General features: G+C 67.6%; 9 protein-coding genes. All 9 read right to left on the reverse strand.

Annotation, left to right across the window (positions count from 1 at the left end; all coding sequences use genetic code 11):
* Positions 1–81: 81 nt before the first annotated feature.
* Positions 82–2,178, reverse strand: coding sequence for an elongation factor G (gene fusA, locus NIE79_RS16990; RefSeq protein WP_308193185.1), 2,097 nt, complete (start codon positions 2,176–2,178; stop codon positions 82–84).
* 74 nt (positions 2,179–2,252) lie between these two features.
* The gene (gene rpsG / locus NIE79_RS16995; RefSeq protein WP_007465317.1) at positions 2,253–2,723 is read right to left on the reverse strand and encodes a 30S ribosomal protein S7; all 471 of its coding nucleotides are present in this window, start codon (positions 2,721–2,723) and stop codon (positions 2,253–2,255) included.
* Position 2,724: 1 nt separating this feature from the next.
* The gene (gene rpsL, locus NIE79_RS17000; RefSeq protein ID WP_007465318.1) at positions 2,725–3,099 is read right to left on the reverse strand and encodes a 30S ribosomal protein S12; all 375 of its coding nucleotides are present in this window, start codon (positions 3,097–3,099) and stop codon (positions 2,725–2,727) included.
* Between the two features lie 506 nt (positions 3,100–3,605).
* On the reverse strand, positions 3,606–3,986 hold the full coding sequence (locus NIE79_RS17005) for a hypothetical protein (RefSeq protein ID WP_238679544.1): 381 nt from the start codon (positions 3,984–3,986) through the stop codon (positions 3,606–3,608).
* Between the two features lie 730 nt (positions 3,987–4,716).
* On the reverse strand, positions 4,717–5,085 hold the full coding sequence (locus tag NIE79_RS17015; RefSeq protein ID WP_210784125.1) for a hypothetical protein: 369 nt from the start codon (positions 5,083–5,085) through the stop codon (positions 4,717–4,719).
* 94 nt (positions 5,086–5,179) lie between these two features.
* A complete protein-coding gene (locus tag NIE79_RS17020) occupies positions 5,180–9,067 on the reverse strand; it encodes a DNA-directed RNA polymerase subunit beta' (RefSeq protein WP_238679504.1) in 3,888 nt (1,295 codons plus the stop codon).
* An 80-nt stretch (positions 9,068–9,147) separates the two neighbouring features.
* Positions 9,148–12,579 carry a DNA-directed RNA polymerase subunit beta gene (gene rpoB / locus NIE79_RS17025; RefSeq protein WP_238679505.1) on the reverse strand — a complete coding sequence of 1,144 codons (3,432 nt, stop codon included), beginning with the start codon at positions 12,577–12,579 and terminating at the stop codon, positions 9,148–9,150.
* Between the two features lie 569 nt (positions 12,580–13,148).
* Positions 13,149–13,535, reverse strand: coding sequence for a 50S ribosomal protein L7/L12 (rplL, locus tag NIE79_RS17030; protein WP_238679506.1), 387 nt, complete (start codon positions 13,533–13,535; stop codon positions 13,149–13,151).
* A 54-nt stretch (positions 13,536–13,589) separates the two neighbouring features.
* Positions 13,590–14,135, reverse strand: coding sequence for a 50S ribosomal protein L10 (rplJ, locus tag NIE79_RS17035; protein ID WP_112584808.1), 546 nt, complete (start codon positions 14,133–14,135; stop codon positions 13,590–13,592).
* Between the last annotated feature and the right edge of the window lie 76 nt (positions 14,136–14,211).

Here is a 14,211-nt window from a genome sequence, read left to right on the forward strand (position 1 = left end):
CCGGTCTCACGCGATCCGATCGTGGTGGTCGCGGGCGGGTGAAACCTCCCGCGACCAACCACGAATCACCTGCTCAGGGCGTTACTCGCCCGTTGCCTTGGCGATGATCTCCTTCGCGACGCTCTGCGGAACCTCGGCGTAGGAGTCGAACTGCATGCTGTAGCTAGCCCGGCCCTGGGTCTTCGACCGCAGGTCGCCGACGTAGCCGAACATCTCCGACAACGGCACCAGGGCCCGGACGATGCGGGCGCCGCTGCGCTCCTCCATCGCCTGGATGATGCCGCGGCGGGAGTTGAGGTCACCGATGACGTCACCCATGTTCTCCTCAGGAGTGGTGACTTCAACGGCCATCATCGGCTCGAGCAGTGCCGGATCGGCCTTGCGGGCCGCGTCCTTCATCACCATCGAGCCGGCGATCTTGAATGCCATTTCCGACGAGTCAACCTCGTGGTACTGGCCGTCCAGCAGGGTCAGCTTCACACCGACCAGCGGGAAGCCCGCGAGGATGCCGTACTGCAACGCGTCCTGCGCACCGGCGTCCACCGAGGGGATGAACTCCCGGGGGATGCGGCCGCCGCTGACGGCGTTGGCGAACTCGTAGGTCGGCGAGTCGTTGTCCAGCGGAAGCGGCTCGACGCTCACGATCACGCGGGCGTACTGGCCGGAACCACCGGTCTGCTTCTTGTGGGTGTACTCGACCTTGTCCACCTTGCGGCGGATGGTCTCGCGGTACGCCACCTGCGGCTTGCCGACGTTCGCCTCGACGTTGAACTCGCGGCGCATCCGGTCGACCAGGATGTCCAGGTGAAGCTCACCCATGCCGGAGATGACCGTCTGACCGGTCTCCTCGTCCAGCTGGACGCGGAAGGTCGGGTCCTCCTCGGCCAGGCGCTGGATGGCAGTACCCAGCTTCTCCTGGTCGGACTTGGTCTTCGGCTCGATCGCCACCGAGATGACCGGCTCCGGGAAGGTCATCGACTCCAGGATCACCGGGTTCGCCGGGTCGGAGAGAGTGTCGCCGGTGGTGGTCTGCTTGAGACCCTGCACGGCGATGATGTCGCCGGCCTGCGCCGACGGACGCTCTTCCCGCTTGTTGGCGTGCATCTGGTAGATCTTGCCGATGCGCTCCTTGCGGTCCTTGGTGGAGTTGACCACCTGGGAACCGGAATCGAGCGTGCCGGAGTAGACCCGCACGTAGGTGAGCTTGCCCAGGTGCTTGTCCGTCTGGATCTTGAAGGCCAGGCCGGAGAAGGGCTCCGAGTTGGACGGCTTACGCAGCAGCGGGGTCTCGCCGTCGGTGGCCGTACCCTCGATCGCCGGGACGTCCAGCGGCGACGGCAGGAAGTCGACAACGGCGTCGAGCATGGGCTGAACGCCCTTGTTCTTGAACGCCGAGCCGCAGAGCACCGGGTTGGCCTTGCCGGCGATGGTGGCACGCCGGATGGCGGCCTTGATCTCCTCGGCGGGGATCTCCTCGCCTTCCAGGTACTTCTCCATCACCGCGTCGTCGACGTCGGCGAGGGTCTCCATCAGCTTCTCGCGCCACTCGGCTGCGGAGTCGGCCAGCTCGGCCGGGATCTCCTCAACCGCGTAGTCCTCACCCTTCTGGGTCTCCCCGCGCCAGGTGAGCCCGCGCATGCCGATCAGGTCGACGACACCGATGTGGTCACCCTCGAGCCCGATCGGGATCTGGAGCACCAGCGGGGTGGCGTTCAACCGGTCGATCATCATCTGCACGCAGCGGAAGAAGTCGGCGCCGGTCCGGTCGAGCTTGTTGACGAAGCACATACGCGGGACGTTGTACTTGTCGGCCTGCCGCCAGACGTTCTCCGTCTGCGGTTCCACGCCGGCGACACCGTCGTAAACCGCTACCGCACCGTCCAGGACCCGCAGCGACCGCTCGACCTCGACCGTGAAGTCGACGTGGCCAGGCGTGTCGATGATCTGGATCGTGTGGTCTTTCCACTCACACTTGGTAGCAGCGGAGGTGATGGTGATACCACGCTCCTGCTCCTGCTCCATCCAGTCCATGACGGCAGCGCCCTCGTGGACCTCACCGATCTTGTACGTGATGCCGGTGTAGAACAGGATTCGCTCGGTGGTCGTGGTCTTACCGGCATCGATGTGCGCCATGATGCCGATGTTGCGTACCTTGGCGAGCGCGTCTGCGGCGGCCACTTCAATCCCTACTTATCGTCGTCTCGACTCAACTGGTGGCGGTTCCGGCGCCCGGAGGCGCCGGAACCAGGGTGTTACCAGCGGTAGTGCGCGAAGGCCTTGTTCGACTCGGCCATCTTGTGCGTGTCCTCGCGCCGCTTGACGGCGGCACCGAGGCCGTTGCTCGCGTCCAGCAGCTCGTTCATCAGCCGCTCGACCATGGTCTTCTCGCGCCGGGCGCGGGAGTACGTGACCAGCCAGCGCAGGCCCAGGGTGGTCGCCCGGGTCGGACGAACCTCGACCGGAACCTGGTAGGTGGCGCCACCGACACGACGGCTGCGCACCTCGAGGGTCGGCTTGACGTTGTCCATCGCCCGCTTGAGGGTGACGACCGGGTCGGTGCCGGACTTCTCGCGGCAGCCCTCGAGGGCCGCGTAAACGATGGACTCGGCGAGCTGACGCTTGCCGCGGAGCAGGATCTTGTTCACGAGCTGGGTGACCAGCGGCGAGTTGTACACCGGGTCAGCGACCAGTGGCCGCCGCGGAGCGGGTCCCTTACGCGGCATGTCAGCTCTTCTCCTTCTTCGCGCCGTAACGGCTGCGCGCCTGCTTGCGGTTGCGGACACCCTGGGTGTCCAGCGAGCCGCGAACGATCTTGTAACGCACGCCGGGGAGGTCCTTCACCCGACCACCGCGAACGAGCACGATCGAGTGCTCCTGCAGGTTGTGACCGACGCCGGGGATGTAGGCGGTCACCTCGATCTGGCTGCTGAGCTTCACGCGAGCGACCTTGCGCAGCGCCGAGTTCGGCTTCTTCGGGGTGGTGGTGTACACGCGAGTGCACACGCCGCGCCGCTGAGGGGAACCCTTCAGCGCCGGGGTCTTGGTCTTGGTCGTCTTCGCCTGGCGGCCCTTTCGGACCAGCTGCTGGATCGTGGGCACCGGGTTTCTCCGCTCCCTTCGGCCGCATCGCGGCCGCGCCGTCTGCTCGTTAGCCGGCCTGATGACCGGCTCTCCTACATTCCGACCAGGGTCGCCTTGCGGAGACCCCGGCACCCGCGGTCGGGCGTGTCGCCCTCGTCACGGCCCAGTTGCGACGCTTTCGCGTGCGTACCGGGTTTGGTCACCGGCGCGCGGGTCGCCCCGCCCCGGATCTTTGGCTTGTCGTGCCGCCGTCCGTAAGCCGGAAACAGCGCACGCACGAGTTGCCCGGGCATGCCCGGGCACAAGGGGAAAGAGTACCTACCACAACCGCCCAGGTCAAAACGGAATGGCCCGGCGACCGTCTCACAACCGCCAGCCGGATCTCGTCCTGCCCCGTCGCCCGCGATGGGCACCTACGAATACAAGTGTACCGGCTTCCCCGCGGAAGCACCCATCGCCCCCGGCGTGACCGGAAGCCTTCCGGGGAAAGCCCCGTCAGGTGCCGAAGTTATCGGTGATCACCCTCACGTCAGTGTGAGAAGGAGGGCCAGAGCCAGGCCCAGCAGGCTGAGCAGTGCCCCCGCCGCGCCGCAGCTGACCCCGGCCATCGCCAGCCCGCGGCCGGTGAACTGGACCGCGGAGGGCGCGGTCGGCCGCCGGATCTGCCGCCGGCCGAGCAGCCCGATGACGATCGCCGCCCCGCCGGCCAGCACACCCAGCGCGGCGAACGCCCCGGAGGCCCAGGCCCCGCCGTCGTTCTTGAAGGCCACTCCGAAGCAGATCACCAGCAGTGAGACCAGGACCGACGCGATCCCCGCCACCAGCGCCCCGATGGCCAGCCCGGAGGTGACCGGTGCCACGTCCAGGTGCACGACGCCGAACGGCGTACCCGAAACCGACTCCACCCGCTTCGGCGGCCGCCGCTGGTCGTCGGTCGGCGGCGGCGGTACCGAACGCCCCGGCGTGCCACCCCACCCGGGGCCGTGCCCCGGCGGTGGCGGACCCCAGCCGGGCGGTGCCCCGGGCCCGGACGACGGCGAACCCCAGCCGTACGGCGCAGCCGGAACGGACGAGGGCGGACCCCACCCAGGCGGCACACCCGGCCCAGACGAGGGCGGACCCCACCCAGGCGGCACACCCGGCCCAGACGAGGGAGGACCCCACCCAGGCGGCACACCCGGCCCGGAGGGCGACGGACCCCAGCCGTACGGCACTCCCGAACCAGCCGCCGGCGGGCCCCATCCAGGCGGCACACCCGGCCCGGAGGCCGGCGGGCCCCAGCCGTGCGGCGTCGAGGTCGGTGCGCTGGAGACCGGGTACGGCTGCCCGGAGCCGGACGCCTCGGTCGTGCCCCAGCCGTTCGCACCCCAACCGGGAGGCGGTGCCGCGGGGGGCGGCGGGCTCGGTGTGGACACCGGTGGGTGTGGCTCGCCGCTCGGACCGGGTCGCGCCCAGTCGCTCGGCTCGGATGGCGGAACCGGCGGGTCCGGCGGGCCGGCCGGTTCGTCCGCAGGGGGCCGCGCGGGTTCCGTCACGAGGTCCTCCTGTCGAAAGGCCGCCACCGCCACATGGCGGACACCGGCCAGGCTACCGCCGCGAGCGTCGCCGCCCGCGCCGGGCGGGGCCACCGGCGGCTCAGTCCATGTTCGCCGGGTAGTCGTGGCCGAACGGGGCACCGGCCAACCGGACCACCCCGATGACCACAGCGGCCACCACGCTGACCGCGACCAGCACCAGGCCGGTCCAGGCCATCCACTCCCCCCGTCGCAGCCAGACGCCGCCGGTCAGGAAACCCCCCGAGGCGTACGCCTCCCGGCGCGCCTGCCGGGCCAGTTGCAGGGCCACCGTGGCGGGCACCACGCCACCGATGAACAGCCCGGTCAGCATGCCGAGCAGGCCCAGCGCGAAGACCGCCCGTGCCTTCGTGGCGCGGGCCGGGTCCGGGTCCAGCGGGTGGCGTACGCCCTGCTGGGCGACGGACACCTGCCCGGGTGCTGTCGTCATCCCCCCATCATGCCGAACCCGGCCCAGGGGTGGGTGGGCACGGACACGACGAGGCCCCCGGCTTTCACCGGGGGCCTCGTCGTGTGACTGGTGCTTAGCGGTACGACCCGAAGTCGAAGTCGTCCAGCGGCACGGCCTGCCCGCTGGCCGGCCCGAACCCGTAGTCGGTCTCCGGGTAACCGGTCATCGAGTAGACCTTGGCCTTGGCCTCCTCGGTCGGCTCGACCCGGACGTTGCGGTACTTGCTGATGCCGGTACCGGCCGGGATGAGCTTTCCGATGATCACGTTCTCCTTGAGGCCGACCAGCGAGTCGCTGCGCGAGTTGATCGCAGCGTCGGTCAGCACCCGGGTGGTCTCCTGGAAGGAGGCCGCCGAGAGCCAGGAGTCGGTGGCCAGCGAGGCCTTGGTGATACCCATCAGCACCGGACGACCGGCGGCGGGCTCGCCACCCTCCGAGACGAGTCGGCGGTTCTCCGACTCGAACAGCGCCCGGTCGACGAGCACACCCGGCAGGAACTCGGTCGAGCCGGAGTCGATGACCGTCACCCGCTTGAGCATCTGGCGGATGATGATCTCGATGTGCTTGTCGTGGATGAGCACACCCTGCGAGCGGTAGACCTCCTGGACCTCACTGGTCAGGTGGACCTGGACCGCCCGCGGACCCATGATCCGCAGCAGCTCGTGCGGGTCGATGGTGCCCTCGGTCAGCTTCTCGCCGACCGCGACGTGACCGCCGTCGTGGGTACGGAGCTTGACGCGCTTCGAGATCTTGTCGTAGACGATCTCTTCGCTGCCGTCGTCCGGCACCACGATGATCTTGCGCGAGCGCTCGCCGTCCTCGATCCGGATCCGACCGGGGGTGTCGGCGATGGGCGCCTTACCCTTCGGGACCCGAGCCTCGAAGATTTCCTGAACACGCGGCAGACCCTGGGTGATGTCCTCACCCGCGACACCACCGGTGTGGAAGGTACGCATCGTCAGCTGCGTACCGGGCTCACCGATGGACTGGGCGGCGATGATGCCGACCGCCTCGCCGATGTCGACCGACTTACCGGTCGGCAGCGACCGGCCGTAGCAGGCCGCGCAGACGCCCAGCTTCGACTCGCAGGTGAGCACGCTGCGCACCCGGACCGTCTCCACACCAGCGGCGACGATCTTGTCGACCCCGATGGAGTTGATGTCCTGACCGCGCTCGGCGACCACGGTGCCGTCGGGCCCCTTGATGTCGTCGGCGAGGGTGCGGGCGTGCACGCTGGTCTCGGCGTGGGTGTGGACGACGAGCTTGCCGTCCAGCTTCTCGCCGATCTGCATCGGGATCGCCCGGTCGGTACCGCAGTCCTCTTCGCGGATGATGACGTCCTGCGAGACGTCCACCAGACGACGGGTCAGATAACCCGAGTCGGCGGTCCGCAGCGCGGTGTCGGCGAGACCCTTACGGGCACCGTGCGTGGAGATGAAGTACTCCAGCACGGACAGACCCTCCCGGTAGCTGGCCTTGATCGGCCGCGGGATGATCTCGCCCTTGGGGTTGGCCACCAGACCACGGATCGCCGCGATCTGCCGGAGCTGGAGCAGGTTACCGCGAGCACCCGAGTTGATCATCTTCCACAGCGGGTTCTCCTGCGGCAGCGCGGTGTCCATCTCCTTGGCGACCTCGTTGGTCGCCTTGGTCCAGATCTCGATGAGCTCGCCGCGACGCTCCTCGGCGGTCATCAGACCACGCTGGTACTGCTTGTCGATCTGGTCGGCGTCCTTCTCGTACTTCGCCAGGATCTCCGCCTTGCGCGGCGGAGCGATGACGTCCTCCATGCCGATCGTCACGCCGGACCAGGTGGCCCAGTGGAAACCGGCCTCCTTGAGCCCGTCCAGGGTGGCGGCCAGCGCCACCTTGGGGAAGCGCTCGGCGAGGTCGTTGACGATGGCGGAGAGCTGACCCTTGCGGATCTCGTAGTTCACGAAGCGGTAGCCCTGCGGCAGCGTCTCGTTGAACAGCACCCGACCCAGTGTGGTCTCCACGGTCAGCGGGTCACCCTCGACCCAGCCCTCCGGGGCGCTCCACGCCTCGGAGCCGTTGCCGTTGTCGACACCGACCACGCCACGGAGACGGATCTTCACCGGCGCCTGCAGGTGCAGCTCGCCGTTGTCGAAGGCCATCCGCGCCTCGGCGTCCGAGCTGAACGCCCGGCCCTCGCCCTTCTCACCGACGGTGAGGTGGGTGAGGTGGTACAGACCGATGACCATGTCCTGGGTAGGCATGGTGACCGGCTTACCGTCGGCCGGCTTGAGGATGTTGTTCGACGACAGCATCAGGATCCGCGCCTCGGCCTGAGCCTCGGCGGACAGCGGCACGTGCACCGCCATCTGGTCACCGTCGAAGTCGGCGTTGAACGCGGTGCAGACCAGCGGGTGGATCTGGATCGCCTTGCCCTCGACCAGCTGCGGCTCGAAGGCCTGGATGCCGAGGCGGTGCAGGGTCGGTGCCCGGTTGAGCAGCACCGGGTGCTCGCCGATGACCTCTTCCAGCACGTCCCACACGACCGGGCGCTGACGCTCGACCATCCGCTTGGCGGACTTGATGTTCTGTGCGTGGTTGAGGTCGACCAGCCGCTTCATCACGAACGGCTTGAACAGCTCCAGCGCCATCTGCTTGGGCAGACCGCACTGGTGCAGCTTGAGCTTCGGGCCGACCACGATGACCGAACGGCCGGAGTAGTCGACGCGCTTGCCCAGCAGGTTCTGGCGGAACCGGCCCTGCTTGCCCTTGAGCATGTCGGACAGCGACTTGAGCGGGCGGTTACCCGGGCCGGTGACCGGCCGGCCGCGACGGCCGTTGTCGAACAGCGCGTCGACGGCCTCCTGGAGCATCCGCTTCTCGTTGTTGACGATGATCTCGGGTGCGCCGAGGTCGATCAGCCGCTTGAGGCGGTTGTTCCGGTTGATCACGCGGCGGTACAGGTCGTTCAGGTCGGAGGTCGCGAAGCGGCCACCGTCGAGCTGCACCATCGGGCGCAGGTCCGGCGGGATGACCGGGACGCAGTCCAGCACCATGCCGAGCGGCGAGTTGCGGGTGTTCAGGAACGCCGCGACGACCTTGAGTCGCTTGAGCGCCCGGATCTTCCGCTGACCCTTGCCGGAGCGGATGGTCTCCCGCAGGCTCTCGGCCTCGGCGTCGAGGTCCATGTTCTGGACCAGCGCCTTGATCGCCTCGGCGCCCATGGAACCGGTGAAGTACTCACCGAACCGGTCGCGCAGCTCGCGGTAGAGCAGCTCGTCGGTGACCAGCTGCTTCGGCTCCAGCTTGCGGAAGGTGTCCAGCACCTCGTCCAGGCGGTCGATCTCGCGCTGGGCCCGGTCGCGGATCTGGCGCATCTCGCGCTCTCCGCCCTCCTTGACCTTGCGCCGGACGTCCGCCTTGGCACCCTCGGCCTCCAGCTCGGCCAGGTCGGCCTCGAGCTTGGCGGCCCGCTTCTCGATCTCCGAGTCGCGGCTGTTCTCGGACTGCCGCTTCTCGGCCAGGATCTCGTTCTCGATCGTCGAGAGGTCACGGTGACGCGACTCCGCGTCCACGCTCGTCACGACGTACGAGGCGAAGTAAATGATCTTCTCGAGGTCCTTGGGGGCGAGGTCCAGCAGGTAACCCAGCCGGCTCGGAACGCCCTTGAAGTACCAGATGTGGGTCACCGGAGCGGCGAGCTCGATGTGCCCCATCCGCTCACGACGGACCTTGGAGCGAGTCACCTCGACGCCGCAGCGCTCACAGATGATGCCCTTGAACCGGACGCGCTTGTACTTACCGCAGTAGCACTCCCAGTCCCGCTGCGGACCGAAGATCTTCTCGCAGAAGAGCCCGTCCTTTTCCGGCTTCAGGGTGCGGTAGTTGATCGTCTCAGGCTTCTTGACCTCGCCGTGCGACCACTGACGGATGTCGTCGGCGGTGGCGAGACCAATGCGCAGCTCGTCGAAGAAGTTGACGTCGAGCACTATGTCCCCTATGTCGTCGTCTGTACTGCTAATTCTCGGGTGGGGTCGGGGGCCGGCGAGCCGGCCCCCGACCGCTCACCTCAGACCTCTTCGACCGAGCTCGGCTCGCGCCGGGACAGGTCGATGCCCAGCTCCTCAGCGGCCCGGAACACCTCGTCGTCGGTCTCGCGCATTTCCAGGGCCACACCGTCGCTGGAGAGAACCTCAACGTTGAGGCACAGCGACTGCAGCTCCTTGAGCAGCACCTTGAACGACTCCGGGATGCCCGGCTCCGGGATGTTCTCGCCCTTGACGATGGCCTCGTAGACCTTCACTCGGCCGAGCACGTCGTCGGACTTGATCGTGAGCAGCTCCTGCAGGGCGTAGGCAGCGCCGTACGCCTGCATCGCCCAGCACTCCATCTCACCGAAACGCTGACCACCGAACTGCGCCTTACCACCCAGCGGCTGCTGCGTGATCATCGAGTACGGGCCGGTCGAACGAGCGTGGATCTTGTCGTCGACCAGGTGGTTGAGCTTCAGGATGTAGACGTAGCCGACCGCGATCGGGTCCGGCAGTGGCTCGCCGGAACGACCATCGAACAACTGCGCCTTGCCGGTACGCCCGATCAGCTGCTTGCCGTCCCGGTTGGGCAGGGTCGACTCGAGCAGGCCGGAGATCTCCTCCTCGCGAGCACCATCGAAGACCGGGGTGGCCACGTTGGTGTCGCCCTCGGACTCGTGCGCCTCGATCGAGCGCAGCTGGCGCTTCCAATCGGCGTCGTCGCCCTCGACCTTCCAACCGGTCTTGGCGACCCAACCGAGGTGGGTCTCCAGCACCTGGCCGATGTTCATCCGGCTCGGCACACCGAGCGGGTTGAGCACGATGTCGACCGGGGTGCCGTCCTCAAGGAACGGCATGTCCTCGATCGGCAGGATCTTCGAGATGACACCCTTGTTGCCGTGCCGGCCGGCGAGCTTGTCGCCGTCCTGGATCTTGCGCTTCTGGGCGACGTAGACCCGGACCAGCTCGTTGACACCCGGCGGCAACTCGTCGCCGTCCTCGCGGGAGAACGTGCGCACACCGATGACCGTGCCGGTCTCGCCGTGCGGCACCTTCAGCGAGGTGTCCCGAACCTCACGCGCCTTCTCACCGAAGATCGCGCGGAGCAGCCGCTCCTCCGGGGTCAGCTCGGTCTCGCCCTTGGGCGTGACCTTGCCGACCAGGATGTCACCGGGGACGACCTCGGCGCCGATCCGGATGATGCCGCGCTCGTCGAGGTCAGCGAGCATTTCCTCGCTGACGTTCGGGATGTCGCGGGTGATCTCCTCCGGACCGAGCTTGGTGTCCCGGGCGTCGACCTCGTGCTCCTCGATGTGGATCGAGGTGAGCACGTCCTGCTGCACGAGGCGCTGCGACAGGATGATCGCGTCCTCGTAGTTGTGGCCCTCCCAGCACATGAACGCCACCAGCAGGTTGCGTCCGAGTGCCATCTCGCCCTCGTCGGTGCACGGACCGTCGGCGATGACCTGACCGGCCTCGACGCGGTCGCCCTCGAAGACGACCGGCTTCTGGTTGACGCAGGAGCCGGCGTTGGAGCGGCGGAACTTGTGCAGCAGGTACGTCCGGCGGTGGCCGTCATCCTGGTGGATGGTGACGTAGTCGGCGCAGAGGTCCTCGATCACACCGCCGACCTCGGCGACCACCACGTCGCCAGCGTCGACAGCGGCCCGGTACTCCATGCCCGTACCCACGAGCGGCGCCTCGGCCTTGACCAGCGGCACCGCCTGGCGCTGCATGTTCGCGCCCATCAATGCCCGGTTGGCGTCGTCGTGCTCGAGGAACGGGATCATGGCGGTCGCGACCGAGGTCATCTGCCGGGGCGAGACGTCCATGTAGTCGACGGCACCGGGGAGGACGTCCTCGGTCTCGCCGCCCTTACGACGGCAGAGCACCCGCTCCTCGGCAAACGTGCCGTCAGCCTTCAGGCGCGCGTTGGCCTGGGCCTTGACGAACCGGTCCTCCTCGTCCGCGGTCAGGTAGTCGATCTGGTCGGTGACCCGACCCTCGACGACCTTCCGGTACGGCGTCTCGATGAAGCCGAACGGGTTGACCCGGGCAAAGGTGGACAGCGCGCCGATCAGGCCGATGTTCGGGCCTTCCGGCGTCTCGATCGGGCACATCCGGCCGTAGTGGGACGGGTGCACGTCGCGGACCTCGAAGCCGGCCCGCTCCCGGGACAGACCACCCGGGCCGAGCGCGCTCAGCCGACGCCGGTGGGTCAGGCCCGCCAGCGGGTTGGTCTGGTCCATGAACTGGGACAGCTGGGACGTCCCGAAGAACTCCTTGATCGCCGCCACCACCGGGCGGATGTTGATCAGGGTCTGCGGGGTGATCGCCTCGACGTCCTGCGTGGTCATCCGCTCGCGGACGACACGCTCCATCCGGGACAGGCCGACCCGAACCTGGTTCTGGATCAGCTCGCCCACGGTACGGAGGCGCCGGTTACCGAAGTGGTCGATGTCGTCGGCCTCGTAGCCGTCCTCACCGGCGTGCAGCCGGCACAGGTACTCCACGGTGGCGACGATGTCGTCCTCGGTCAGCGTGCCGGTGGTGATCGGCACACCAACTTCGAGCTTCTTGTTGAACTTGTAGCGCCCGACCTTGGCGACGTCGTACCTCTTCGGGTTGAAGAAGAGGTTGTCGAGCAGGGTCTGGGCGTTCTCGCGCGTCGGCGGCTCGCCAGGGCGCAGCTTGCGGTAGATGTCGAGCAGAGCCTCGTCGGCGCCGGCGATGTGGTCCTTCTCGAGCGTGGTCATCATCAGCTCGGACCAGCCGAACTTCTCACGGATTCGCTCGGCCGACCATCCGATGGCCTTGAGCAGGACGGTGACGGCCTGCCGACGCTTGCGGTCGATACGTACACCGACCGTGTCGCGCTTATCGATGTCGAACTCCAGCCAGGCACCCCGACTCGGGATGACCTTGACGCTGGAGAGGTCGCGGTCGGAGGTCTTGTCCGGCTGCTTGTCGAAGTACACGCCCGGAGACCGGACGAGCTGGCTGACCACGACGCGCTCGGTGCCGTTGATGACGAAGGTGCCCTTGGGCGTCATCATCGGGAAGTCACCCATGAACACCGTCTGGCTCTTGATCTCGCCAGTGGTGTTGTTGGTGAACTCCGCGGTCACGAAGAGCGGAGCGCAGTAGGTCAGGTCCTTCTCCTTGCACTCCTCGATCGAGGCCTTGACCTCGTCGAAGCGCGGCGCTGAGAAGGAGAGCGACATGGTGCCGGAGAAGTCCTCAATGGGACTGATCTCTTCAAGGATCTCCGCGAGACCCGATCGTGCGTGCGGGTCGTCCGCCGACCGGCCCTGCCAAGCCTCGTTGCCGACGAGCCAGTCGAAGGACTCGTTCTGGATGGCAAGGAGGTTGGGGACCTCGAGGTGTTCGGTGATCCTGCCGAATGAAACTCGGCGGGGAGCGAATGCGCTCGACGTACGACTGGTCTTCGCAGGGCGGGAAGCTGCCAAGATGCGTCCTTCCGAGGACCGGTGCTGCAGAACGGCTGGTACGCGTGCACTCCAATGACCCCACCAGAAATATCCGTAAACGGACATTTCCGAGCAGGGGTCAAGTCGGAAGGCAGCGCAAACTAGCAGTGTAGCCGAGAGGCTAACCGCTGTCCAGCCCACCCCGCAGGTTGTTTGCGGAGCGCGCCTCGGCCCCCGTCAACCGGGGTCTGCCGGGCCGCTCAGAACGCAACTCCCCACTGGGCCGCTCGGGTGACAGCGGCCGATGGTGCCGTCGCTGTCATACCCACGTCGTGGCCGTCGCAAGCGCGGTGTCTTGCTGGTGTCAGCGTGCCTGGCAGCCCCGGGCCGCGTCAAGGGCCGGTATCCGGGTTGTCCCTTGTTTCCCACTGGAGGGCGACCCGCCACGCTCGTTCGGGACAAGGGTACCCATGGTCGGAGCCCAGCTCAGGACCTGTCGCAAGCAGATCCACCAAAACGGCGGGCGGTGATCCGTGTCGGATCACCGCCCGCCGCGACGCGATGGTGTCCCAGCTCACGAGCCGGGTACGCGTTGGTGGAACGTCAGGTCACTTGAGGGTGACCTTGGCGCCTTCACCCTCGAGCTTGGCCTTCGCCTTCTCGGCGGTCTCCTTGTTGACCTTCTCCAGGATGGCCTTCGGCGCGGACTCGACCGCGTCCTTGGCCTCCTTGAGGCCCAGGCCGGTCAGCTCACGCACGACCTTGATGACCTGGATCTTCTTGCCGCCGTCAGCCTCGAGGATGACGTCGAACTCGTCCTGCTCCGGCTCGGCCTCGGCCGCAGCGCCACCGGCACCACCGGCAGCGGCAACCGCGACCGGAGCAGCGGCGGTGACCTCGAAGGTCGTCTCGAACTGCTTCACGAACTCAGAGAGCTCGATCAGCGTCATCTCCTTGAACGCGTCGAGCAGCTCGTCGGTGCTGAGCTTCGCCATATCTGGCGTCCTTTCCTGATTCTGTTAAGTAAGAACTGGTGCGCCGTGGGGGCCTCAGGCCGCCTCGGCGCCCTCCTTCTCGCGCTTGTCCTGCAGTGCAGCCGCCAGACGGGCGGTCTTCGACAGCGGGGCCTGGAACAGGGCCGCGGCCTTGCTCAGGTTGCCCTTCATCGCGCCGGCCAGCTTGGCCAGCAGCACCTCGCGGGACTCAAGGTCGGCGAGCTTCGTGACCTCGGCCGCGGTGATGGCCTTGCCCTCGAAGACACCGCCCTTGATGACGAGCTTCGGGTTGGCCTTCGCGAAGTCGCGAAGCCCCTTCGCCGCCTCGACGACGTCGCCCGAAACGAAAGTCAGCGCGGTAGGACCGGTGAACAGCTCGTCGAGGCCGGTGATGCCCGCGTCCGTCGCAGCACGCTTGGCCAGCGTGTTCTTCGCGACCGTGTAGCTGGTATCGGCGCCGAGCGAGCGCCGAAGCTGGGTGAGCTGGGAAACCGTCAGACCGCGGTACTCGGTCAGCACGGTGGCGCCCGAGCTGCGGAAGCTCTCGGTCAGCTCAGCGACGGCCGTGGCCTTGTCGGCCCGAATCGGCTTGTCCGCCATGTCCCTCCTCTCTCGTTACTCGAGGCTGGTCACCGTCTCGGCCGAAGCCGGAACGGGGCGGAGGCAGCGCGACAAC

Origin of the sequence: Micromonospora trifolii (assembly GCF_022229005.1) — a bacterium.
Classification (GTDB): domain Bacteria; phylum Actinomycetota; class Actinomycetes; order Mycobacteriales; family Micromonosporaceae; genus Micromonospora; species Micromonospora trifolii.

Coding starts and splice junctions, on each gene's coding strand:
- rpsG (WP_007465317.1), bottom strand. CDS start 2,723: ATGCCGCGTAAGGGACCCGCTCCGCGGCGGCCACTGGTCGCTGACCCG.
- NIE79_RS17015 (WP_210784125.1), bottom strand. CDS start 5,085: ATGACGACAGCACCCGGGCAGGTGTCCGTCGCCCAGCAGGGCGTACGC.
- rplL (WP_238679506.1), bottom strand. CDS start 13,535: ATGGCGAAGCTCAGCACCGACGAGCTGCTCGACGCGTTCAAGGAGATG.
- rplJ (WP_112584808.1), bottom strand. CDS start 14,135: ATGGCGGACAAGCCGATTCGGGCCGACAAGGCCACGGCCGTCGCTGAG.